This window comes from Pseudotamlana haliotis, from assembly GCF_008806375.1.
GTDB lineage: Bacteria > Bacteroidota > Bacteroidia > Flavobacteriales > Flavobacteriaceae > Pseudotamlana > Pseudotamlana haliotis.
In genome coordinates this window covers 78,109-102,059 of sequence record NZ_WAAT01000045.1, presented here as the reverse complement: position 1 = coordinate 102,059, position 23,951 = coordinate 78,109, and the positions used below count along the sequence as shown (strand labels likewise).

Sequence of the window (23,951 nt, the reverse complement as noted above, 5' to 3'; positions counted from 1 at the left end):
CAACTTTTGCGCTTGATCCTATTGAAATCTATGGGGTTTCGCCCATTTCAGGTTTTTTATTTTTTAGGTATTTATCAAGGAAATTTAAAATGCTACTATAAGCCTCTATCTGGTTTTCTTTTTTTACAAATCCATGGCCTTCATCTTCAAATAAAACATATTCAACAGGAACATCGTTTTCTCTAACACTTGCAACTATTTCGTCAGATTCTATTTGTAAAACTCTTGGGTCTTTTGCACCTTGTAACACGATTAAAGGCTTAGTGACTTTGTCGGTGTGAAATAATGGTGAAATACGTTTTAAGCGTACAGAGTCTGCTGTAAACGGGTCACCAAGTTCTTTGTACAAGGCCACTCTAAATGATTCCCAATACGGTGGGATGCTCTTTAATGTTCGCATCCAATTGGTCACGCCAAATAAGTTTACACCAACATCAAATTCTTCTGGGGTATAGGTGAGGGCAGCCATAGTCATATAACCTCCATACGAACCACCAATAATACCGATATGCTCACCATCAATTTCGGTTTGTTGTACTAACCAGTTTTTTCCTTCTACACAGTCTTGTAAATCTGTTTCACCATGCTTTTTATCATCCATTTGAAAAAAGGTTTTACCATACCCACTACTTCCCCGATTATTTACTGCTAAAACAGCGTACCCATGGTTAACTAAATACTGAATTAAAGCACTGAAGTTTTGACGAGTTTGTCCGCCAGGCCCACCATGAACCCATACCATTGCAGGAACCTTATTTGATTCTGATGCTTGATGAGGTAAATAATAGATAGCAGGAATTTCTGTACCATCAAATGATTTATAGCGAATAACTTTTGCAGTTACTAAATCTTCTGGATTAATGTCTTTATTTAGTACATGACTTAACTTAGTTTGTTTTTTAGTTTCCAAATTGTATGTGTAAAGATCTGAAGGAGAATTAGAGCCTCCTACGTACATACGCATCCATTTCTCATCGCTACTAAAACCTACACTAGTAATACTTTTATTATCAAAATCTGGTAACACAATAGGCTTCATGGTTTCATAATCTAGGACTTCAATAGTGTTTTTTCCGTCTTCATTAATATAAACCACCATATAAACTTCGTTATTAGTCAATCTAAATCCCGATATATCCCATGATTTTTCAAGTAGTTTTTTCTTTTCTTTAGTATCTAAATGATATGACATTAAATATAAAAACTCTCCGCCGTCATCTGTGGTATAATAAAATGTTTTATTGTCTTTTGAAAAATCTTGAGCAAAATTCGCACTTAAATTAGCATTTATTTTAGTGGTTTTATTAGTGTTTACATTGAAGATGAATAAATCTTCATCATTTGTATTCATGGCTTTTGAGAGTGCGATGTAATTTTCATCATCAGACATGGCGCTGTAGTCTAAACCATCATTATTTTGATAAATCATTTCAGAAGAGTAATCTTCTATTGCTAATTTATATACATCGAAAAAACGAGGATCACGTTTGTTAGATCCGAAATATAAAAAGTTTTCATCCTTAGACCAGCCATAAAATAAGGATTTGGCACCAGGAAAAGGAGTGATATCTGCTATACTACCATCTAACTCTCTAACAAAAAGATGATTAATTTCATCACCGTTGTCATCAGCTTGTAAAAGTATTCTATTGTCATTAGGAAAATAGGATTCAGCAAAAAAAGAGGTGCTATCCGATTGAGTAATAGGTGTTACTTCTCCTCCTTCAATTGGAATAGTATAAGCATTGTATATTCCGGTTCGATTACTTGTTATTAATAGATTGCTGTTGTCTGGAGAAAAGCTTCCACCGTCGACAGATTCATTGTCCATAAATTGTTCAATAGAATATTGATTGACTTGTCTTTCAATTTCCTTAGATTTTTCTTTGCAAGAAAATAAAAGAAGTACCAGTATAAGTCCTGAAATTTTAGTTTTCATGAGATGATTGTTTTTCTTGTTAACTGTTTATTAGTGTGTTAGTTGTGAATATACGAATTATTTTATCGTATATAGCTAATTATCTGAGGCCTAATTTGGAACAACAAAAAAAAACTGTTCAAAAATATTTTCAAACAGTTTTAGAGATATTAAAATATCAATTTCTATAAAAGTAAAAGGCTGAAAGCTGTTCCAGCCTTTTCAATACCTATGATCAATAGAGGTAACTTTTTACTTAATCTTATTTAAAAGCGCCGTGGTTTCAATAGCAGGGTACCAAGAGGATACTGTAGCATCATCAATAGAAAACGAAAAAGTATAATCGTTTGAAATTATAGTGCCAACGTAAGATCCATAACCAAATGTTTGTCCGCCATGCCCTAATGATTGCTCCATGATATTAGTAACACCAGCGCCGTAATAAATAACATTAAGAACCATTGAGTTGAAATAGTCGTTTTTAATAGTGTTTAAGGTATTTGGGTCTTCAAATAATTTGCCCTTATTCCAAGCGGTTATAAAAGTTCGCATATCATCTAAAGTGGATAAAATTTCCCCAGCCGAACCTGCTAAAGTAAAAGGTGTTAAAGTGACTTTGTCTTTATAATGGCCTTGTGGTCTTTTAGCTAAAGGGTACTGAGAACCAAAATAAGTGTCTTTTAATTCCAAAGGGTTTAAAATATTATTTTGAATATATTCTTGATAGCTTTGCTTTGAAAGCTTTTCAATAATCATACCGAGTAAAGTGTAGTTCGTATTACAATAAGTAAACTTTGTACCTGGAATAAATACATTTTGATCAGGGTTAGATTTCGCCATATTAATTAGACGTTCTGGTGTAAAAACTTCAGAAGGATCACTATATAATTCAACTACTTTTTCTTCATCTTCTAGGAAATATTCAGGAAGTCCAGAAGTATGGTTTAAGAGGTTAATTATCTTAACAGAATCGATATAGGTTTTACCGTCTATAGTAAGTAAATCTTTATATAGAGATTGGTTAGGTAAAAACGAAGTTAAGTAATCGTCTAGCTTTAATTTTTTATTTTCTATAAGTTGAAAAATTGATGTAGCGGTAAACATTTTTGTACAACTTCCAATTTCATATAATTCGTTAAATGTGCTAATCGTTTCGTTTGTTCTACCATCAAAGCCACTGTAATATGCTTTGGTATTTGGGCCTTTAATACTAGCAGTCATTCTACATCCATTTGTTGTCGCTACTTTAGCTACTATGGAGTCTAAACCCGATTTAGCAAATTGTGGGATTTCTACTGTAGGTGTCTTATCGATATGTTTATCGATAGATTGTGTGTTTTCTTGATTTTTACAAGAAAGAAGGGTAAAGATAACAACAATTAAAAGTGTGATATTTCTCATTGAGATATTTTAAAAGCTATAAATTAATTCTTTTTTTTTATTTGAAGAAATAAATTACGTATTTCTATTATTTAATAGAGCCTTAGTCTTTTTAATTAGAAGTAATACCAATTATAACCTAAAATGAGCCCTATAATTTTTTTCTATTAAACTCATATTTCAATAAAAAATAAAACCGTAGCGCTGCTACCTCGCTGCCGGCTGTCAGGTACTTTGATTTTGTATTTCATCTGAAGAAAAATAACTCAAATTAAGAATACGACATTATAAAATTAAATTGGTATAAGTTTATAGTTTGGGAGCGTATTATTATAAATTTAAAAAGGCCTGAATAATAATATTATTCAGGCCTCAATATATCGTTTGAAGTCGTAATGCTTGGGTTATTTAAGTTTTAATACCCAATAGAATCAATAATTTCTAATCCGTATCCAATTAATCCAACACGTTTGCTACGCTTTTCAGAATTTGATATTAAGCGTAACTTATGAATGTTTAAATCATGCAAGATTTGAGCACCAATACCAAAATCACGATTATCCATGTTAATTTTAGGAGCTTTGGCTATGGTTTCTTCCGTTTGGTTTTCTTTTAAGAAAGACAACCTATTAAGAATATCCATTGATTGGGCTTCTTGATTAATAAAAAGAATGGCACCTTTTCCTTCGTCGTTAACCACTTTAAACATAGCATTTAATTCGTCGTCAGCCTTGTTGGTAAGCGTCCCTAAAATATCGTTGTTTACAAGTGTAGAATTAATTCTTGTTAAGACAGGTTCATTAGCTTTCCATATGCCTTTAGTTAAGGCGATGTGTACTTGATTGTTGGTCGTTTGTTTATAAGCTCTTAATCGGAAGCTACCAAAACGGGTTTCTATTTGAAAATCTTCTTTTTTCTCAATTAAAGAGTCATGTTGCATACGGTATGCCACTAAATCTTCAATAGAAACAATTTTGATATCATGTTTTTTCGCGACTTCTATAAGTTCTGGAAGTCTTGCCATTGTGCCATCTTCATTCATGATTTCTACAATAACACCTGCTGGTTCTAAGCCTGCTAATCGTGCGAAATCTATAGCGGCTTCAGTGTGTCCTGTACGTCTTAAAACACCACCTTCTTTAGCAACTAAAGGAAAAATATGTCCTGGTCTAGCCAGGTCATAGGGTTTGGTTTCTTCATCTACAAGCGACTTTATCGTTAATGCACGATCGGCTGCAGAAATCCCAGTGGTAACACCTTTTCCTTTTAAATCAACAGAAACGGTGAATGCGGTTTCCATATGGTCAGTGTTGTTACGTACCATCATATGTAAATCTAAATCCTTACAACGGTTTTCGGTTAAGGGCGCACAAATGAGTCCGCGACCTTGAGTCGCCATAAAGTTTATGATTTCTGGAGTAATCTTTTCAGCGGCAGCTAAAAAATCACCTTCATTTTCTCTGTTTTCATCATCTACAACGATAATGACCTTCCCTTGTCTGATATCTTCTATTGCAGAATGGATGGTATTAAGTTTGAATTTTGGCGTTGTATCTTGTGTCATAGGATCTAATATCATGGTGCAAAGATATTGCTAATTTTATTGATTATAAACAAATTGATTTGAAGTCTCTTTTTAATTGCTTTTGTAAAATGAAAAAAGGAATCGGGTAGAGGATGGAGCTCATTAGAATGATAATAAGTTGAGCTGTTTTAATAGTAGCTTCTTTTTGTTTATAGAATTGTAATGTATTTAAAATGGATTTTATAAAATAAATAACGAAAAGGATAAATAGTATAGCAGCTAGTTGAAGAGCCGCTAGTGCTAAAGCTTCTTGTTTGTTATTATTTAATATAAAATATAAAACGACAAGTATTACAGAAAGGCTATAAACAATCATGGCGATTTTTGCATGAGCTGTATAGTTTTTTAGTGTGCTTCTTAATTGCGGACAAATAGCTGCATCTTCCTTATTTACTTCTATTAATGGATTGTGGATTTCGTCTTCAGCCATGTCTTTAAGTAGCATTTTCTTCTGAACGAAGTACACTATAAAAAACAGAGGGAAACCGACTAATACATATAAAATAGAATTCGTTATAAGTTGTTTTTTAACATGTTTCTTGAAATTAGAGAAACTAATAAAGGAACGCGTAAATGCGAATAAATAGATAATACCAATCACAATCCCAACGATAAATAGTGTTTTACCTATAGATTCATAATTGTTGTTTTCTAATATTTTTCCGACCAAAATAAATGGTGCAAAAATGAAATAAATGATTAGTGCCAGTTTAGAATCTTCATCATTAGCTATTTTTAATCGAATGGTTTCGTTAAAGCGGTCATCTGAATATTCACCAGAAAATTTAAGCTGCTGCTTGGTAACTCCTCGAGAATCTAAAATAGCTAAAGCACTGTTTTTATACTTGATGTCATAATTATAGTGCTTGTAGTTTTTTAAAATATCAATGAGTTTGGCATTGTCATAACCAAGTAAAGTGTTATATTCTTCAGTATTAATATCAAAAGTCGAAAGATCTCTCTCTTGAGGTTTAATTTTGATACCAAATAATTTCTTAAGCGGTTCTAAAATACCTTGACTTTCAAATAAGCCTCTATCTGCTGTTGCTCTTTTAGTTAGAAAAATGCCTAAGGGTAACATGATTAATGTAGAGAACCAACTTGCAAGAATAGGATGGAATCCACCGCTTTTAGCACTGTTTGTCGAGAATATTCCAATAAAGTGATAGGTGAGAAAAAGTAGAATAGCAATAACCATTGGTAGTCCAATACCACCTTTACGAATCAAAGCTCCTAATGGTGCTCCAACAAAAAAGAGGATGATGCAGGCAAAGCCTAAGGCAAATTTTTCATGCAAAGATATGACATGTTTATTCAACCAAGTTCGAGCAACTTTTATCGTTTTCTCTTTTGTGGTTAAAATTTGATTTGAACTTATCAGTGCTTTGGTGGCTACATCTACCAATTGAACTTTACTTTTTGTGTCGTAAAGATCAAGGATTTCTCCTGTATAGATCGAGTCCTTAGGTATGGCTTTTGTTGGCGCATCGTATCTCATGAAACCAGAACGTTGGTATAAGGTATTACTAAAATGTTCATGATCTGATTTGCTTTTTTCAACTAAGGAGTCAATGGCTTTATTTAAACCAGGAACATCAAGCATATTGTATTTATCGTCTTGAGATTTTTCTTCAAAATCAACGTTATTAAGATCAGATAAATCAATGTTCATGAGTTTCTTATCGAAACTACTTTTGATAAATGGTTTTTTTAATCGGGCCTTATGGGTTTTAGGTTTAACATCATTATAATAATGCCCATCGGTTAATATAAGGGTAAGGACATTAGAATCTTCCTTACTTGTAAGCTCACCTTTTTTAGCTTTGATTACTGTTGCATTTGTTCGGCCGTCATCACCTTTAATATGAATGGTTACATTATCTAAAAACTGATCACGATCACCATATTTTTTATCAAATTTAATGGTGTAAGCTTCCATTTCATTAAACTGACCTTCTGCTAATAACATGGCAGGTTTTAATTTGGCGATGTTTCGTCTGAGATTATATGAGTTGTATTCAGCCCATGGTATCACATTATTGGAAAAGAAAAAGGTAAGAATACCTAAGCCTACGATAAAAATACTTAACCCAGACATGGCACGCTGTAATGAAATACCTGTAGATTTCATCGCTGCAAACTCATAATTTTCGGCAAAACTACCAAAAACCATGATGGAGGCTAAAAGTATGGTAAGAGGTAATACTAAAGGGATTAGCTTAGGCATAAAGTAAAATAAGAACTTTACAATGACCATGATATCTAAATCCTTTCCAGCTAACTCTTTTATATAAAGCCAAATGGTTTGTAAAACAAAAATCATCATGAGTATTAGAAATACACTGATGAAAGTTTTAAGGTACGAGGTGAGTATGTAGCGATCGAGTATTTTCACTTCCTAGTCTTAGTCTAGATTATTGATGTAATAATCTTTGTATTTTGAAGCATCAAAGGTAAATGTGTTTTTTGATAATTGTTCATTCGTTTGGAATGAATTTACAGTAAGGGTTGTTTTTGTTCCGTTTTCACCTACTTGAATCAAATTGTATATGTGCTTAGTCTTAGCGTCAATACCGAGAAGGATATTTTTGATTTCAGAATTTGAATCGATTGGCGTTAATTTCACATATTGAATTTTTCTACCTTTAATATCTTGTTTGATGTCTAATTCTGAAGTGTAACCATCTTCATAAAATGAAAGCATTTTACTAGGTGTAATTACATCTTTATCGGCATCAATATGTGAAGAAATAGTGACTTCTTCATCTTCAGTGCTAATGCTATAAAGTTTATTACCATCAAAAAGTTGTGTCACCCCCAAGATGTTTAAACGGTATTTTTCACCTTGTAAAATCACATCACCTTTAGTGACTTGTTTAATATTTTCTGAAGGGTTTTCTAAAGCGTATTTAAAATCTAGAGAAATATTATCATAGTTTTTTATTTTACTAGATACTTGGTTTAATAAGTCTTTCGCATTGTTTTGTGCAAAGCCTTGAAACGACAGCGCGATTAATACGATGGTAATGAGTTTTTTCATGGTATAAATTATATTTCGTTTTCTAAATGTTGATCTAAAGCAATTAAATCGGGAACTAAAACCTGTCTGGCTTTACTGCCTTCAAAAGGTCCAACAATGCCAGCAGCTTCTAATTGATCGATAATTCTTCCCGCTCTATTATATCCTAACTTTAATTTACGTTGTAATAATGATGCCGATCCTTGTTGTGCTGTAACAATTACTATTGCAGCATCTTTAAAGAGTTTATCACGATCAGAGATATCTATATCAAGACTTGTGCCACCTTCTTCACCAACATATTCAGGTAGTAGGTAGGCGTCTGGGTAGGCTTTTTGAGCTCCAATAAACTCGGTTATTTTTTCAACTTCAGGAGTATCCACAAAAGCACACTGTACACGAATGAGATCGTTACCTTGAGTGTAAAGCATATCACCACGACCTATAAGTTGATCGGCTCCTGAACCATCTAAAATGGTTCTTGAATCAATTTTAGACGTTACTCTAAAGGCAATACGCGCTGGGAAGTTGGCTTTTATAATACCTGTAATTACATTTACAGACGGACGTTGCGTTGCAATAATCAAGTGAATACCAATAGCACGAGCTAATTGTGCTAAACGTGCAATAGGGGTTTCAACCTCTTTTCCTGCCGTCATAATTAAATCAGCGAACTCATCAACCACCAGAACGATGTATGGTAAAAATTGATGACCGTCATTCGGATTCAGTTTTCGGGCTTTAAACTTGACGTTATATTCAGCAATATTTCTACATAAGGCATTTTTAAGCAATTCGTAACGGTTATCCATTTCAATACACAGCGAATTTAAAGTATTGATTACTTTGGTATTGTCTGTGATAATCGCGTCTTCACTATCAGGAAGTTTCGCTAGATAATGGCGTTCAATTTTATTGAATAAGGTTAATTCTACCTTTTTAGGGTCAACAAGCACGAATTTAACTTCGGCTGGGTGTTTTTTATAAAGTAATGAGGTTAAAACAGCATTTAGTCCAACCGATTTACCTTGCCCAGTTGCACCAGCCATAAGCAAGTGCGGCATTTTTGCTAAATCAACCACAAAGGTTTCGTTGCTAATGGTTTTTCCTAAAGCTACTGGGAGTTGCATCTCTGAACTTTGGAATTTTTTTGAAGCAATCACCGAGCGCATCGAAACAATTGTTGAATCTTTGTTTGGGACTTCAATACCAATTGTTCCCTTGCCTGGAATAGGAGCAATGATACGAATACCAAGCGCAGATAGGGATAAGGCAATATCGTCTTCTAAGTTTTTAATCTTTGAAATACGCACGCCTGCTTCTGGCACAATTTCATAAAGCGTTACTGTTGGTCCAATAGTGGCTTTAATACTGGCAATGCCTATTTTATAGTTGCTAAGTGTATCAACAATTCTATTTTTGTTTTCCTCTAATTCCTCTTGGTTGATCTTGATGCCTTCAGTATCATATTTTTTCAATAATTCAAGAGGCGGGTATTGAAATTTTCCAAGTTCGAGAGTAGGGTCAAATTGACCAAAATCTTCAACCAGTTTATTCGCTAAATTATCTGCTTCCGAAAGTTCTTCTTTAACCTCTTCAACCTTAATTTCTAACTCAGAATCGTCGTCTTTTTGAGGCGGTTTAGGTGTAGATTTAGGAACAAGCTCAATTTCAGATTCTGGTTCAGGTTCTGAAACATTAACTTCAAAAGCGGTTGTTTCCGTCTTGGGTTGTTCGGGCTCTTTTTTGGTTGGTTGGTTGTTTTCTAATGAAGCCTCGTGCGCCTTTTTAATTTCTTCGGCTTCTTCAGCTAAATTGTTGTCAATAGGCACAATCTCTTCATCAGTACTAGAAAGTTCGTCTTTAATATCTTTTTTGGCCGATTTAAAGAAAGCAACAATACTCTCAAAAGTCACTTTAAATCGTATAGCCAAATAAATGATTAATCCGAATACTAGTAATAATATGGTTCCAGTTTTTCCAATATAATCTTGGAGGTAGCTGTTGACTTCAAACCCAACGGTTCCGCCTAGGATATCGTTTCTATTTCCGAAGAAACCAAATAAAACCGATAACCAAATTATAATATAAACACCCCAAAACCAGTGTTTTCTCAGTTTGTCTAGGCTTAAGTTCATTAAAACAAACACCCCTGAAAGTAATACTAATTCTGAGAAAATGAATGAAGCTAAACCAAATCCGCGTTGAATTAATAAATCACTTAACCAAGCACCAAATTTGCTGAGCCAGTTTTTTGTTTTCACCTCTCGGGAAGTGAATTCAGAAAGGGCACTTTGGTCTATTTGACCATTAAATAAATGGGATACAAAAGCAATACCTATGAGCAAACCAGAAATAACAAGAAAGCTCCCTAACACCAGTTTTTGCTGGCTAGACAACTTAAAACTAGGCATTTTAAATTTTTTTCTAGGTGCTTTTTTAGGTTTGGGTTTGTTTTTAGCCATTAATGAGTTGTTGATTCAAATTGAAATACTAATAAATACTGCATTAAAATGTTTCGTAAAGCAGCAAAAATACAAATTACTAACGTTTATCCTAAAGGTAAAAGTATTTTAAAAAATCTTTGGAAGATAGATAATAAAACCAACAATACAAGAAAAAACAGAGGCTATAAAAACAGCCCCTGCCGCAATATCTTTAATTAAACCAATTTTAGTATGGTGTTCAGGGTGTATAAAATTTGCTATTTCTTCTATGGCGGTATTCATACCTTCCATACTCATTACTAAACCAATGGCTAAGGTTTGTGCCAGCCATTCGTAGCTTGAAATATCAAAAACAAACCCGAACACGGTTACGATTATAGCGATGGCACATTGAATTTTTATACTCGATTCCGTTTTTATTAATAAAAACGCGCCTTTAAAGGCATACCCAACACTTTTTATTCGGTTTACTAAAAGGGATTCTTTTTTTTGCATTTTAAAGCGCTTCTAAAGCTGCTTTATAATTTGGTTCGTCAACGGTTTCATTAACTTGTTCGGTGTGTTTTACCACGCCATTTTCGTCTAAAACAACGATACAACGTGAATGTAAAGCTTCCAAAGGACCATCAACAAAGTCTAAACCGTATGCTTTTCCGAAGCTACCATCTTTATAATCTGAAAGGCTAACAACATTTTCGATACCTTCAGCACCACAAAAGCGGCCTTGAGCAAAAGGTAAATCACGAGAAATACAAACGACTTTAGTGTTCTCTAAGTTGCTAGCTTCTTTGTTGAAGGTACGTACAGACTGAGCACAAGTACCTGTGTCAACACTAGGAAATATGTTTAAAACGACTTTGCTTCCTGAAAAATCACTCAAACTTTTAGAGGATAAATCGGTTCCGGTTAAGGTGAATTCTGGAGCTTTTGTGCCTACCTCAGGTAATTTTCCAGAGGTGTTTATTTTGTTTCCTTTTAATGTTACTGTGGCCATTGTTTTGTTTTTATGTTTAAGGAGATAAAAATACTAATAATTACGGGTTTTGTCTAAATTGAGAATATAATTTTAGGTCTCATAGTTTTTCTGAAAATAACTTCAGAGGTTGGACGCTATTGAATAGCGTTAAGCTTCATGATAACTTATTCAATTAGAATATATAAGGTCTTTTTTTACAGTTTGAAATTCAATAAATTTCTGTATTTTTAATTGTTTTTAACTAAAGAAACTGATTAAACGGACTCAAATACTTGTCATCTGTTATTTCTATTCAATAGATATCTAGTATAGTTTTTTGATTATTACGGGGTAGATTATTAACATTTGCTTGGGATTTTTTTTGAACACCTGTTCGTAAATTTGTAATCAATCTCCACGCTCTTAAAATCATTTTTTACAATTAAATCATAATTATAATGGAAGGTTATCAAAATTCATCAGAAAAAAGTGAAAGCAAATGCCCATTTTTTGGAGGCGAACAAAAGGTGACATCAGGTAGCGGTACTAGAAATCGTGACTGGTGGCCTAATGAGTTGAAATTAAATATTCTCCGACAACATACAGTGAAGTCTAACCCTATGGGTGAGGATTTTAACTATGCTGAAGCTTTTAATAGTATAGATTTTAAAAACTTAAAACATGAGGTCATGGAGTTGCTTACGCACTCTCAAGATTGGTGGCCAGCAGATTACGGACATTATGGACCATTTATGATAAGAATGGCTTGGCACAGTGCCGGTACTTACCGTGTAGGTGATGGTAGAGGTGGTGCTTCAACCGGAAATCAGCGTTTTGCACCATTAAACAGCTGGCCTGATAACGGAAATTTAGATAAGGCGCGTTTATTGCTATGGCCTATTAAGAAGAAATATGGTAAACACATTTCTTGGGCCGATTTATTGATTTTAGCAGGTAACTGCGCTTTAGAATCAATGGGCTTTGAAACCTTTGGATTTGCCGGTGGTCGTGTTGATGTTTGGGAGCCAGAACAAGATATATATTGGGGATCTGAGAGCGAGTGGTTAGGCAATCAAGAGCGTTACAAAGATGAAGAATTAGAGGGCCAATTAGGAGCGTCTCATATGGGGTTAATTTATGTAAACCCTGAAGGCCCTAACGGAAAACCAGATCCGCTGGGTTCTGCTATCGATATTAAAGAGACTTTTGGTAGAATGGCTATGAATGACGAAGAAACTGTGGCGCTTGTTGCAGGTGGTCATACTTTTGGAAAAGCACATGGTGCTGCAAACCCAGATGAGTATTTAGCGGCTGAACCTGCCGGAGCTTCTATAGAAGAAATGAGTACAGGTTGGAAAAATAGCTTCGGAACTGGTGTTTTAGACGATACTATTACCAGTGGTATTGAAGGTGCTTGGACACCTAACCCTACAAAATGGGATCATGATTATTTTGATGTGTTGTTAAACTACGATTGGGAGTTAACACAAAGTCCAGCCGGAGCACACCAATGGAAGCCTACTGAAGCTTCAAAAGCTAGAATGGCGCCTCGTGCCGGTGATGCATCGAAGCAACAATCACTTATGATGACTACCGCAGATATGGCGCTTAAAAAGGATGCTACTTATTTAGAGATTTCAAAACGTTTCCATAAAGATCATAAAGCTTTTGAAGATGCTTTTGCGCGTGCTTGGTTTAAATTAACCCATCGTGATATGGGGCCAGTATCTCGTTATTTAGGACCAGAAGTGCCTAAAGAGGAATTATTATGGCAGGACCCAATTCCTGCTGTGGATTATACTTTAAGTGAAGATGATATCAAGGCTTTAAAAAATTTAATTTTAAGCTCGGGATTAAGCATTCCTCAACTAGTTACTACAGCTTGGGCTTCAGCGTCAACATACAGAGGTTCAGATATGCGTGGTGGAGCTAATGGCGGACGCATAAGACTAACACCTCAAAAGGATTGGGAAGTTAACAACCCAAAAGAGTTGGCTCAAGTTTTAGAAGTTTATGAAGGTATTCAGAAAAATTTTAAAGGATCAATTTCTATAGCAGATTTGATTGTTTTAGGTGGTTCGGTTGGTGTTGAAGAAGCCGCTAAAAATGCTGGTTATCTTGTTGAAGTTCCATTTTCAGGAGGAAGAGGTGACGCTTCTCAGGAACAAACAGATGCGGATTCGTTTAGTTATTTAGAACCACAAGCCGATGGATTTAGAAACTTTCTTAAGCCAGGTTTATCGGTTTCAGCTGAAGATTTATTAATCGATAAAGCCAATTTGTTAACGCTTACTGTTCCAGAAATGACTGTTCTAGTTGGTGGCTTACGTGCATTAGGTGCTAACTATGATGGCTCTAAGCATGGTGTGTTTACTGATAAAGTCGGACATTTAACTAACGACTATTTCTCAAATCTTTTAGATTTCAGATATACTTGGAAAGCGTCTTCTGATGACGATGCTTTTTTCTCTGGAAGTGAAAGAAAATCAGGAAAAGAAACCTTTACAGGAACACGTGTGGATCTTATTTTTGGTTCAAACACAGAACTCCGTGCCATTGCCGAAGTTTACGGCGCAGATGATGCACATGAAAAATTTGTACACGATTTTATTGCAGCTTGGACTAAAGTGATGAACTTAGATCGTTTTGATTTAAAAAAGTAGTAATTGATTGATGATGCATGTTATAATCATTCAAATTAATATCGTTGTCATTCAGAACGAAGTGAAGAATCTGTTGATGGTTAATAATATTCCTGGTTAACTCGGAATGCCAAAATCAATATATTTTTGACAAATTAAGGATAATCATTAATTTATAAATTGGGATAAGCAGTTAAACTCTTATCCCATTTTTTTTAACCCTATAATAAATGGAAAACAAAGCTATATTTTTTAGTAAAATACAAGATGGTAATGAGGAAGAAATTATCAGTATGTTGAAAACTCAACCAGATTTGGTTGATGCTAGAGATGACCGCGGATTTCCGCCATTAATTTTGGCTTCTTATTTTGATAAAGATGCCATTGCAAAAACTTTAATTGATTATAAAGCGCCAGTAGATGCTAGGGATGCTATGGGAAACACCGCCTTAATTGGTGTGGCCTTTAAGGGGAATCTAGCCCTAGCTGAATATTTATTGGAACATGAGGCTGATATTAACGCAAAAAACAATCAAGGCGTTACTCCTTTAATCTTTGCTGCCATGTATGATAAGCAAGACATGGTTAACTTTTTGTTAAAAAAAAGCGCTGATAAAACCCTTACCGATCAAGAAGGTAAAACAGCGCTAGACCATGCGAAATCAAAAGGTTTTTCTGAACTTGTTAAAGTGTTGGAAGACTAGGAGATTTAGTGGTTTTTTTTAGGTTTTATTGAAATTAGTCATCTAAAACTTTAATCATTTTAAATGATTTCATCAAATGAAATAAGCCTGGTAGAATGACTGCGCCACCTATAATTAGCGAAATCGCTAGTACATTGATTACCTTTTCAGGAGAAGCCGATTCTATGAGATTAATTTGAGTATTGTAACCAATAATTAAAATTGGAAAATGGGTCATTACGGCTGCGGCTAAGATTAATGTCACTTGAATACCCGCTAGTGCTCTGGAAGTTACTTTTTTAGCCTTTTTGATACTTTGAACTAGTGGGAAAATTAAAATGAAAGATAAAATCACGCCGCCTAGGGTTAGTGGATTTTTTATAAAGTCGGTTACAAAAGTAATTTCATGGTAAAATCCGTAACAAATAACTATAAATCCGATGCCTACAACGGCAGCAGTCGCTTTCTCTGCTTTTGTAACGTAAACGTGTCGGTCATTTGCATGTGATTCTCCAATGAGAAGAATAGAAGCTAAGAATGTGCATAAAGCCGCAAAAAACAGGCCTACTAGTATTGAAAAACCATTAAACCAAGGCTGAACAAAAAGTTCCACGAAGTTGTAGTCTTCAAAAGATTCGGTTATAATAAGTTGTCCTGAAATCATTGATCCCACAGTCGTTCCTAAAAATATTGGGGTTATTAAGCTGGAAATTCGAAACATCCAGTCGTATAAAATTTGCGATTTATCTTTAAAGGCATCATAATGTCTAAATACAAAAGCCACACCACGCATGGTAATCCCTAATAAAACGAGGGTTAAAGGAATATGTAAAAAAACTGATAGGACATTATAGAACTTTGGAAAACCTACCCATAGAATAACGACCAATATGATAATCCAAATATGGTTAGCTTCCCAAACAGGACCCATCACACGATACAGCGTTTTTTTAGTGAGCTGCTGATTTTTTTTAGTAGAAAACAATTCAACAATACCCGCTCCAAAATCTGCTCCAGCTAGAATCACGTAGAGTAACAATGAAAACATTAAAAAGAATAAAACAATATATAGCATTTTACTTCAGATAAGGATGGTTAAGAGATTTTATTTGTCGCATCATAAGCCAAGTCACAGCAATTGTTAATATGCCGTATAAGCCCATGTACATATAGAAGCTGTAAATCATACCAGGCATTGGTGTTACTGCATCTTTGGTTCTCATGATATTATGGATAATCCAAGGTTGTCTACCAACTTCGGTAACTATCCAACCCGCTTCTAAAGCAATAAACCCGAAAGGGCCTAAAAGGGCAAACAGAAGCCAAAATTTTCGTTTTTCCCACCATGATTTTTTTATTAAACTGATAAAAAAGAGTAATCCAACCAATAGAAGTAGGGTACCTATACCCACCATAATTTGGAAGGCGTAATGCACTATAGGCACATTAGGGTGTACATCTTCTGGGAAGTCATTAAGGCCTTTTACTTCAGCGTCAAAATCGCCAAAAGCTAAAAATGATAAGGCTTTCGGGATTTCAATTTTATGGGTAACTTCTCTGGTCTCTTCATTTACAATACCACCAATAAGTAATGGTGCGCCCTTTTTGGTTTCGTAGTGGGCTTCCATGGCAGCCAGTTTAACAGGTTGGCGTTCTGCAATGTCTTTAGCCGATAAATCACCACTAATAGGTTGTAAGATGGCTGCCACTGCACCAAAGGTAATGGCGATTTTAAAAGCTTTTTTATGTAAGTCTAAATGGCGTCTTTTATATATTTGATAGGCATGAATACCAGCAACTGCAAAACCTGTGGCAGTAAATGCCGCTAAAGTCATGTGCAAGGCTTGGGTAAACCAAGCGGGATTTAATAGCGCTTGAACAGGATCTATGTTTACAAATTCACCATTAATATAATCGAAACCAGAAGGGGCATTCATCCAACCATTTGCCGATACTACGAGGATTCCAGAGGCTACACCAGAAACACCAACAATAACTCCCGTAAACCAATGAAATTTTTCAGGGATTTTATCCCAGCCATACAGGTAAAAGCCTAAAGCAATAGCTTCAACAAAAAAGGCAGCACCTTCTAATGAAAAAGGCATACCAATAATGGGCCCGGCATGTTTCATGAATTCAGGCCATAGGAGCCCAAGTTCAAAAGACAAAGCGGTTCCAGACACGGCGCCTACAACAAAGAAAATAGCAACACCTTTTTGCCATGATTTAGTAAGTTTAAGGTATACAGGGTCTTTGGTATTTAGCCATTTTTTGTGTGCTACAATCATAAAAAAAGGCATGACCATCCCTACACAGGCAAATACAATGTGAAAAATGAGGGTAAATGCCATTTGCAGTCTTGCGGCATCTAAATTATCCATAAAAGTTGGTTTAGTGTACGAAAACAAATATAATTGATATCCTTATGTAAACCGTAATTTTTTGGGGCTAAATCTATGTCATAAGCGAAAATTTCACTTTATTCTTTAACAATTTCAATCTCAAATAGCTTGTCCCAACGTTTTCCGGTCACGAAAATAGTCTTCGTTTTTGGGTTATAAGCAATACCATTTAAAACATCTAAGCCTTCATGTTGTGTCACTAAATTTTTAAGAGGTGTGAAGTCAACCACGGCAATTACGGCTCCGTTTTTAGGATTAATGATAGCCACACCGTCTTTTTGGTAACGGTTCGCGTAGATAAGTCCGTCAATCCATTCCATTTCATTAATACCAACAATTTTTCCTTTGTTAGTGTACACTTGAATGTAATCTTCCTCTGTAAGCGTATCTGGGTTTAGTAGCCAAATTTTTTCGGTACCGTCACTTTTATATATGGTATTATCAATATGACATAAACCCCAACCTTCTTTGCTGTTTCCGTATTTAAAAGAATTAATTTTTTCTAGGGTATTGGCATCGTAAACGAATCCAGTGCCTTTTTGCCAAGTGAGCTGATATACTTTATCGTTCAAAACGGTTAAGCCTTCCCCAAAATAAGCATCATCTAAATTGATGTTTTTTAAAATTTCACCCGTTTTATAGTCTACTTTTCTAAGTTTCGATTCTTTATACTGCCCAGTGCTTTCATACAAGGTGTCTTTATAAAACTCTAAACCTTGAGTGTATGAGGTAATATCATGAGGATATTCATTGATGATTTTATAAGTATATACTTTAGGTAATTCACTATTTAATATAGTGAAGGGAGAAGTTGTCGTTTGTTTTTCACCTTCAAAATATACAACCGCTTCTAGTACATGTTTTCCTAATGTTTCATTTTCTAAATTGTAACCAGAATTTATAGGTTCACCATCTAAAGAATAAAAAACAGAGTCAATGGTCTGTTCTTTTACGTTTTCTATGTCCAAATTTAAGGTCTTATTATTAGAAATATTTCCTTTTTTGGCATTGGTTGTGATAGAAAAATCACTTTTTTTTGAATTTCCGTTAGAGCCGCAAGAAAAAACAGCGAGGCTTAAAAATGTGATTGCGAGTTGTTTGAATGATGTCATGTTACGAATATAATTTAAGGCAAGATATTTATTAAAAATCAGTTTAAAAAATCATTGTGATATTTTTAAAAGGTTGTATATTTGCACCCGGCAAGTCCTACACAACCAGCTCCTGTTGAATCCTCCAGGTCGGGAACGAAGCAAAGGTAAATGGTCGTAGCGGTGTGATGTAGGTAGCTTGCCTTTTTTTGTACCCAAAACTCAAATCTTGATAGCACATCTAGCTTCAAGATTTTTTAATTTAGGGCTGTTCGTTTACTTCAATTCAGCTTTAATTAGTCTTACTTTTTATCACAAATTCATTAATTCATCTTTGTTTATAAATCATAATATTTTTACTACAAAAAATAATGATGGTTTGAGATAAATATGTAAATTTGGGATTTTTGTAAGATTTGTCTTCTTGTGATAATAAGAAATTAATTATTTTAAAATGCTTTGTGTTCTGCTTCAGAAGACTTAGTAACGACTAAACTTTAAAATTGATGTTGAAAATTTCATATAAGCTTGGCCTTTTCCTTTTAGTAGGCCTCATGTTGGTAAACTGTAAAGGTGCTCAAACGACCGCAAATAATGATGATATAGTAGTGACTTACGATAGTATTCTTCCTAAGAAAACCTTTTTACCTGTTCAGTTAGAATATGCCGAATTATTAAATACGGTACCTGACTCTATACAAAACATAAAATTGTACAGCTTTATTGATGATTGGATGGGGACGACGTATGTGCTTGGCGGTGAAACTAAAGATGGTATTGATTGTTCTTCATTTTCACAGCTGCTTTATATGGAGATTTACGATAAGTATATTGAACGTACAGCACATAAGCAATTTGAATCGGAATATATCAATAAGTTTCGAGGTATGGAGTTTTTACAAGAAGGTGACTTGTTGTTTTTCCATAAGGAAGGTGAGCAAAAAATTTCACATGTTGGGGTGTATTTGGCCAACAATAAATTTATTAATGCCACATCATACAAAGGAGGAAGTGGTACTAGCGGTGTGAAAATTTGTGATATCACCAATCCGTTTTGGGAAAAGCGTTTTGTAGCCGGCGGAAAAAGAAATGATTTACAATAGTTTGACTTTAAGCCCTATAGATGAATAACGAACTTCAAAACGTATACGAAGAATTATCACAGTGCTTCTACAAGTTAAGAGCAGAAGTTTTTGTTACTGAACTAGAAGAGAAAACAACTTTGAGTGACTCTGATACGGTGGTTTCTTGCAGAAGTACGTTTAATAGGGGGTATCGCAGTGACATTAGCCAACTAACTTTAGTTGATGACCAAAAAGACAATGCTTTTCTAAATTTTGATTTAGCTCGCAACGGACTCTATGATTTACTTCCAGAAGGTGTTTTTCATAAAGTAAATGATAGAAGTAATCACGTTAGCTATACGGCTTACCGGAAACAGCAAAGTAAAGAAGAAGAAGCGGCTCGACTGTTATTTGCACCTATTGAAAATGAGTTTTTCAGGCAACGGGTAGCCATAGAAAAAAAGGAAAAGGCCATAGTTCGCGACTTCAATAATTTGGAGGATGGTTTTTTAATGGACTTTTGGAAAATTGACCAATCGATTCCTCAGGTTTATGCGGCTAAATTGATGCGTTTGTTGCCTTATGCTCATCAAATTGCCGGTGATTTAGAACAGACTTTTTTAAGTCTAGAGAAATTACTAGGTGTTGCTGTTTCTTATAAAAAAGTGTTTGAAACCATAGAGGTTAAGCTACAAACACCATCTGAAAATAGACTAGGGATTGATTTTATTACACACCAAGAGACTTTAAGTGTACAACAGCCTGTAATTTACGTGAGTATTCAGCCTTGTAAAAAAAATGAAGTCGACCAGTTTTTAGGAAAAAGTGGATTGCTACGCTTCGTAGAGGTGTTTTACAGTTTTTTTATTCCTATCGAATACAACGTTAGAACTGAAATTGAAGTCAACCAAGAAAATGAGTTTATACTAGATAAGGAAGTTGGTGCCTATTTAGGTATGAGTACTAGAGTTTAATTATTATGAATACAATGATGGTAAGTTTATTAAATAATGATGTTTTTAAAATAAGTTTAATTCTTGTGCTGCTAAGTTCCTTGCTTATGGCACTGGTGAAGAATGTACGCCAGGTGTTTACTAAAAACAAACTAAAGGCTCTTATTTATGCCTTGGTTTTAGCTTTATTGTTTGGCTTAGCAGGTCTATTAACTTATGACAAAATTTTAGATAATTCGTCAACAAATAGCTATTTAGCTATTGAGTTTGTCTTTTTTATTTTAGGCATTGTTCATGTGTTTGCTCTTCGAAACGTTTTTAAAGAACTTATAGAAAGCAAACAGCCTTTTTTAGGTGAATTGATCTTTACAATGGCCTTTTTAGGTGTTGCTTCAATGGTTTTTGTTCAAGTAGTAAGCAAGTTTAAAGCAGAATTTGTTTGGGTTTATCTTTCAGCGGGCCTAACCTTTATGGTGCCGTTTTTGGTTTTAAAAACCTATGAATTTGCCATGTCTATCCCTGTTGAAGTTTATAAAAAATGGTTTTACCCAATTAACCAAGAAATTAAAGACCCTACTAGTAATGAATTAAGTAATCCGTTGGTTATTAGTTTTGAATTTAAAAAGAAATTGGATGACCAAGAATTACGACGCTTTAAGGTGAAAGCTCCAGAACACATGGAGTTTGGAAAGCTCTTTTACTTTTTCGTAGATGATTACAATGCTTTACACCCCGAGCATCAAATTGAAATTTCAGACGCAAAGAATGAGGCATCGGCTTGGATTTTTTATTTCAAACCACGATGGTGGAAGGGATTGCGTCATATTGATGCGACCAGAACCGTAGAATGGAATGGAATCAGAGAAGAGAGTAACATTATTGTACAACGCATAGAGGCTTAAAGACAAGCCGTATTTAATATTTAAAATTATGTCATTTTTATCAAAATTAAACATCGAAAGCGATGAAATGAATGTGCTAGATTGTTCTTTTGAATTTTCTCAAGGGGCAGATTATAACGGTAGGCCCGCTGAAAACCCGCGTGGCGGACAAATAAGACTACTTGTAGAATCAACTTCTAAAACCGATTTTATGGACTGGGCGATTTCGCCAGAAATGGTAAAAAACGGTGTCATTACTTTCTACAAACGTGAAAACATGGCAAGTCTAAAAAAAGTTGAATTTAAAAATGCCTACTGCTTGCATTATCATGAACATTTTAATGCGCATGATACAGAACCTATGCAAACGCAATTGGTTATTTCAGCTAATGAAATTACCATAAAAGGAACGACTTTTTCTAATAATTGGCCTACAAAGTAAGACCATGTCATTTTATGATATCGTAGCTTAATTGTTTTATAATTTGCTTTATGGAAAATGAAAATCTATTAAAACTAAAAAAACTAGTACAAAGTCAAGCTGATTATGCTTTAGAACTTAGTTTGAGTGATAATCAGAGAGGCTTTAGTCGTACAGGCCTGGGTAAGCACCTAGAGTTTCTTTTGAATTCTAAAAATCATGAAATTGATTTTCTTTTAAGTGAAATATCAAAAGAGCAATTAAAGGAACAAAAGGAAACTCTTGAAGCACCTGATTTCTCCAAATATATTAGATATTCAAGTACTCTATTTTCACACAAGGAGGTTTTTGTTGGTGATAAATGGGTTCTAGTTCCTAATGATGCTTGTGTTGATTTTAAAATGACTTCTTTAAGTAGACAACGCGCATTTTCAGTGACTATCAGCCATGGAAATAACCACGCAACATTTACTTCTACAGAGCGTTTAGAGTCATATCAAGAGCATAAAAAAATAATAGAAGGGCATGATGTCTTTATACAGCTAGAAGATGATTATATCAGTAAAAAAGAACACGATTGGATGCTTTTAGCTGCTCAATCTTATGGTGTTACCAAAAAGCATATAGGCGGGTTAGGGGATGTTACCGAACTTTATAATAGAATTCCAAAAGAATTTAAACGTAGTTACGCCTATAAAATAACGAAGGTCACCAAAAAAGTGGGAAAACCGGCAAAGGCGGGTAAAATATTTCAAGGGGCAGAGAGAATTGCTAAAAAAGGTAAGTTTTTAGGACCTTTAGGAAATGCCTTGACCATTGGAACTATAGGTTATGAATATAAAACTGATACTTGGGATGCACATACTGTTGTAGATGGAGCTCTTTTAGTGGTGGGAGTAGCAGCAGCCTCTTTTGGAGCACCCGCTGTAGTTATTGGCATCGCTATTTACGGACTTTTAGATTATACTTTTGATATAAGTGAGGGAATAGACAAACAATTTGGTAGAAACTCTAGTGTTTGGAAAGAAAGCTCTAGCACATGGGATAAAAAAACAATCTTAAATTTCCCAAAACAAAACACACCATTGTTTAATGAAGTTAAAAAAGACCATACTTACGTAGCTCCGAAATATACAATACCATCAAATACCTATAAAGATTAAATGTTTAAACTTTTATTTAAAAACTTATTATTAGCGAACTACAGTTTTGCTAAACGTTGGGTAAACAAGAAAATGCCAGAAAGAATTATTCCGTCAACAATACATATTTTTATTTCACCTTTTACTTTTATCACCGCAGGTTTAGCATGTGTTATATTAGGTAGTATTACATATAAAATAAAATACCCTGAGTTTGTTTTAGTTCTAATAGCCTTGTTTTTTGGATTTGGCTTACAAAAACCAGTAAAAAAAGCATTTCATCTATGGCAAATAGAGAAGGAATATAAGGCACTTTCAAAAAATGAACGTTGGAATAAAAACACACTTGCTTTTATGTTTTTTTGGATTGGATTTGGAGTGTTTTTATTTCTTGGAGCAAAATTTCTTGGAGGGTATTTGGTAGAATAATAATGATTAGATAACTCAATGACTTTATAGAAAAGTTGATCCAAGTATGACAAAAACTATATTTAAACCATTATTATTGGCGTTTTACTGTACCTCAAAATGGCTTGTGAATAAAAAAACGCCTCAAAATATGGTGCCATCAACAATATTGACTTTCTCTTTTCCTTTTACCTTTATAGCTACAGGAATATTTTGTCTGTATATATTAGGGCTTATACTGAATACCATTAAAAGTCCTATAGTGTGTGTGGCAGGTGTAATATTATTTATTAGTCCGGTTTATTATTTTTCTGGTAAAATTGCTAAAAATGGTATTCATAAATGGGGAATTGAAAAGGAGTATAAATTTTTGACTAAAAATGAACGCATAAATAAAATTGTAACTGCTTTTATCTTTTTTTGGGGTGCGTTTATATTTCAATTTTGGCTAGCAAATATTGCTTTAAGTTCGAAGTAGATTTATTTGTGAGTGATCAGTTAAACTTAATAATCTCTAATAGAGAAAACTAACTAGTTAAGATAGTTAATACATATGTTGCACAAAAATTCAAATATTAATGTATAAATTTTTTTTAGACGTTTGTTACTTGCAGATTATTGTGTCGCAAAATGGCTTGTAAATAAAAAAAATGCCTGAACGAATTATTCCCTCGATGTTACACTTTTTTGCAACACCGTTCGCTTTTATTGGGGCAGGATTGTATTTCGCAGTTATAGGTTTGAAACGTATTTACCTGTTTTAATAGGGCTAGGGATGATCATGTTACCTTTACAATTTTATATAGAGAAAAGCGCTAAAAAAGTAATTTTTAAAAGGGGAATTGAAAAGGAATTTAATAGCCTTTCTAAAAAAGAACGTTTGAATAAAAATATTTTTGCTTTTTTGTTTTTTTGGATAGCTTTTTTCTTGTTTTTCTATTTGGGAGTCACACATGTTGG

The 23,951-nt window shown here is 34.3% G+C and carries 20 protein-coding genes and 1 other RNA gene; 10 read left to right on the top strand and 11 right to left on the bottom strand.

Translation table 11 applies throughout. From position 1 onward, the window contains the following. Positions 1–28: 28 nt before the first annotated feature. From F6U93_RS10215 to tpx, 8 genes are all read right to left on the bottom strand, one after another. Positions 29–1,939: a S9 family peptidase gene (locus F6U93_RS10215; protein ID WP_150939458.1), complete on the bottom strand. Its 1,911-nt coding sequence runs from the start codon at positions 1,937–1,939 to the stop codon at positions 29–31. 231 nt (positions 1,940–2,170) lie between these two features. Beyond that, positions 2,171–3,319, bottom strand: a complete 1,149-nt coding sequence (locus F6U93_RS10210; protein WP_150939456.1) for a serine hydrolase domain-containing protein — start codon at positions 3,317–3,319, stop codon at positions 2,171–2,173. Positions 3,320–3,713: 394 nt separating this feature from the next. Then, entirely contained in the window at positions 3,714–4,877 is a 1,164-nt protein-coding gene (gene ribB / locus F6U93_RS10205; protein ID WP_225312659.1) for a 3,4-dihydroxy-2-butanone-4-phosphate synthase, read from the bottom strand. Between the two features lie 28 nt (positions 4,878–4,905). Beyond that, positions 4,906–7,278: an LptF/LptG family permease gene (locus F6U93_RS10200; RefSeq protein WP_150939453.1), complete on the bottom strand. Its 2,373-nt coding sequence runs from the start codon at positions 7,276–7,278 to the stop codon at positions 4,906–4,908. A 9-nt stretch (positions 7,279–7,287) separates the two neighbouring features. Next, a complete protein-coding gene (locus tag F6U93_RS10195) occupies positions 7,288–7,923 on the bottom strand; it encodes a LolA family protein (protein ID WP_150939451.1) in 636 nt (211 codons plus the stop codon). A gap of 8 nt (positions 7,924–7,931) precedes the next feature. After that, positions 7,932–10,367 carry a DNA translocase FtsK gene (locus tag F6U93_RS10190; protein ID WP_150939449.1) on the bottom strand — a complete coding sequence of 812 codons (2,436 nt, stop codon included), beginning with the start codon at positions 10,365–10,367 and terminating at the stop codon, positions 7,932–7,934. Between the two features lie 108 nt (positions 10,368–10,475). After that, the gene (locus F6U93_RS10185) at positions 10,476–10,844 is read right to left on the bottom strand and encodes a diacylglycerol kinase (protein ID WP_150939447.1); all 369 of its coding nucleotides are present in this window, start codon (positions 10,842–10,844) and stop codon (positions 10,476–10,478) included. Position 10,845: 1 nt separating this feature from the next. Further along, entirely contained in the window at positions 10,846–11,343 is a 498-nt protein-coding gene (tpx, locus tag F6U93_RS10180) for a thiol peroxidase (RefSeq protein ID WP_150939445.1), read from the bottom strand. A 419-nt stretch (positions 11,344–11,762) separates the two neighbouring features. On the opposite strand from tpx, the gene katG reads away from it, so the two are divergent. Together katG and F6U93_RS10170 are read left to right on the top strand one after the other, a co-directional pair. Then, a complete protein-coding gene (katG, locus tag F6U93_RS10175) occupies positions 11,763–13,967 on the top strand; it encodes a catalase/peroxidase HPI (protein WP_150939443.1) in 2,205 nt (734 codons plus the stop codon). Positions 13,968–14,176: 209 nt separating this feature from the next. After that, on the top strand, positions 14,177–14,650 hold the full coding sequence (locus F6U93_RS10170; RefSeq protein ID WP_150939442.1) for an ankyrin repeat domain-containing protein: 474 nt from the start codon (positions 14,177–14,179) through the stop codon (positions 14,648–14,650). Positions 14,651–14,684: 34 nt separating this feature from the next. On the opposite strand, the gene F6U93_RS10165 is transcribed toward F6U93_RS10170, so the two are convergent. The 3 genes from F6U93_RS10165 to F6U93_RS10155 all read right to left on the bottom strand — a co-directional run bounded on the left by F6U93_RS10165 (position 14,685) and on the right by F6U93_RS10155 (position 18,143). Continuing rightward, on the bottom strand, positions 14,685–15,704 hold the full coding sequence (locus F6U93_RS10165; RefSeq protein ID WP_150939440.1) for a cytochrome d ubiquinol oxidase subunit II: 1,020 nt from the start codon (positions 15,702–15,704) through the stop codon (positions 14,685–14,687). Position 15,705: 1 nt separating this feature from the next. Next, positions 15,706–17,010, bottom strand: a complete 1,305-nt coding sequence (locus tag F6U93_RS10160; protein ID WP_150939438.1) for a cytochrome ubiquinol oxidase subunit I — start codon at positions 17,008–17,010, stop codon at positions 15,706–15,708. A 98-nt stretch (positions 17,011–17,108) separates the two neighbouring features. Next, on the bottom strand, positions 17,109–18,143 hold the full coding sequence (locus tag F6U93_RS10155; RefSeq protein ID WP_150939436.1) for a glutaminyl-peptide cyclotransferase: 1,035 nt from the start codon (positions 18,141–18,143) through the stop codon (positions 17,109–17,111). Between the two features lie 88 nt (positions 18,144–18,231). Here F6U93_RS10155 and ffs point away from each other — a divergent pair. The 8 genes from ffs to F6U93_RS10115 all read left to right on the top strand — a co-directional run bounded on the left by ffs (position 18,232) and on the right by F6U93_RS10115 (position 23,469). Continuing rightward, positions 18,232–18,330: signal recognition particle sRNA small type (gene ffs / locus F6U93_RS10150), an RNA gene on the top strand. Positions 18,331–18,628: 298 nt separating this feature from the next. Then, positions 18,629–19,225 carry a C40 family peptidase gene (locus tag F6U93_RS10145; RefSeq protein ID WP_150939434.1) on the top strand — a complete coding sequence of 199 codons (597 nt, stop codon included), beginning with the start codon at positions 18,629–18,631 and terminating at the stop codon, positions 19,223–19,225. Between the two features lie 20 nt (positions 19,226–19,245). Next, positions 19,246–20,160 carry a hypothetical protein gene (locus F6U93_RS10140; RefSeq protein WP_150939433.1) on the top strand — a complete coding sequence of 305 codons (915 nt, stop codon included), beginning with the start codon at positions 19,246–19,248 and terminating at the stop codon, positions 20,158–20,160. A 5-nt stretch (positions 20,161–20,165) separates the two neighbouring features. Further along, the gene (locus F6U93_RS10135; protein ID WP_317132843.1) at positions 20,166–21,041 is read left to right on the top strand and encodes a TssN family type VI secretion system protein; all 876 of its coding nucleotides are present in this window, start codon (positions 20,166–20,168) and stop codon (positions 21,039–21,041) included. A 28-nt stretch (positions 21,042–21,069) separates the two neighbouring features. Beyond that, positions 21,070–21,462 (top strand): type VI secretion system tube protein TssD, encoded by a 393-nt coding sequence (tssD, locus tag F6U93_RS10130; protein WP_150939428.1) that lies wholly within the window; start codon positions 21,070–21,072, stop codon positions 21,460–21,462. 50 nt (positions 21,463–21,512) lie between these two features. After that, positions 21,513–22,604 (top strand): hypothetical protein, encoded by a 1,092-nt coding sequence (locus tag F6U93_RS10125; protein WP_150939426.1) that lies wholly within the window; start codon positions 21,513–21,515, stop codon positions 22,602–22,604. Then, the gene (locus F6U93_RS10120) at positions 22,605–23,012 is read left to right on the top strand and encodes a hypothetical protein (protein WP_150939423.1); all 408 of its coding nucleotides are present in this window, start codon (positions 22,605–22,607) and stop codon (positions 23,010–23,012) included. It abuts the gene before it with no gap. A gap of 46 nt (positions 23,013–23,058) precedes the next feature. Beyond that, positions 23,059–23,469, top strand: a complete 411-nt coding sequence (locus tag F6U93_RS10115) for a hypothetical protein (protein WP_150939421.1) — start codon at positions 23,059–23,061, stop codon at positions 23,467–23,469. Positions 23,470–23,951: the final 482 nt, after the last annotated feature.

Bases quoted from the DNA above. Each gene is read 5' to 3' on its own strand.
- F6U93_RS10185 (WP_150939447.1), bottom strand. From the start codon at position 10,844: ATGCAAAAAAAAGAATCCCTTTTAGTAAACCGAATAAAAAGTGTTGGG.
- F6U93_RS10155 (WP_150939436.1), bottom strand. From the start codon at position 18,143: ATGACATCATTCAAACAACTCGCAATCACATTTTTAAGCCTCGCTGTT.
- F6U93_RS10195 (WP_150939451.1), bottom strand. From the start codon at position 7,923: ATGAAAAAACTCATTACCATCGTATTAATCGCGCTGTCGTTTCAAGGC.
- katG (WP_150939443.1), top strand. From the start codon at position 11,763: ATGGAAGGTTATCAAAATTCATCAGAAAAAAGTGAAAGCAAATGCCCA.
- F6U93_RS10215 (WP_150939458.1), bottom strand. From the start codon at position 1,939: ATGAAAACTAAAATTTCAGGACTTATACTGGTACTTCTTTTATTTTCT.
- F6U93_RS10120 (WP_150939423.1), top strand. From the start codon at position 22,605: ATGTTTAAACTTTTATTTAAAAACTTATTATTAGCGAACTACAGTTTT.
- F6U93_RS10145 (WP_150939434.1), top strand. From the start codon at position 18,629: ATGTTGAAAATTTCATATAAGCTTGGCCTTTTCCTTTTAGTAGGCCTC.
- tpx (WP_150939445.1), bottom strand. From the start codon at position 11,343: ATGGCCACAGTAACATTAAAAGGAAACAAAATAAACACCTCTGGAAAA.
- F6U93_RS10210 (WP_150939456.1), bottom strand. From the start codon at position 3,319: ATGAGAAATATCACACTTTTAATTGTTGTTATCTTTACCCTTCTTTCT.
- F6U93_RS10125 (WP_150939426.1), top strand. From the start codon at position 21,513: ATGGAAAATGAAAATCTATTAAAACTAAAAAAACTAGTACAAAGTCAA.
- tssD (WP_150939428.1), top strand. From the start codon at position 21,070: ATGTCATTTTTATCAAAATTAAACATCGAAAGCGATGAAATGAATGTG.
- ribB (WP_225312659.1), bottom strand. From the start codon at position 4,877: ATGATATTAGATCCTATGACACAAGATACAACGCCAAAATTCAAACTT.
- F6U93_RS10135 (WP_317132843.1), top strand. From the start codon at position 20,166: ATGAATACAATGATGGTAAGTTTATTAAATAATGATGTTTTTAAAATA.
- F6U93_RS10160 (WP_150939438.1), bottom strand. From the start codon at position 17,010: ATGGATAATTTAGATGCCGCAAGACTGCAAATGGCATTTACCCTCATT.
- F6U93_RS10170 (WP_150939442.1), top strand. From the start codon at position 14,177: ATGGAAAACAAAGCTATATTTTTTAGTAAAATACAAGATGGTAATGAG.
- F6U93_RS10190 (WP_150939449.1), bottom strand. From the start codon at position 10,367: ATGGCTAAAAACAAACCCAAACCTAAAAAAGCACCTAGAAAAAAATTT.
- F6U93_RS10115 (WP_150939421.1), top strand. From the start codon at position 23,059: ATGACAAAAACTATATTTAAACCATTATTATTGGCGTTTTACTGTACC.
- F6U93_RS10165 (WP_150939440.1), bottom strand. From the start codon at position 15,704: ATGCTATATATTGTTTTATTCTTTTTAATGTTTTCATTGTTACTCTAC.
- F6U93_RS10140 (WP_150939433.1), top strand. From the start codon at position 19,246: ATGAATAACGAACTTCAAAACGTATACGAAGAATTATCACAGTGCTTC.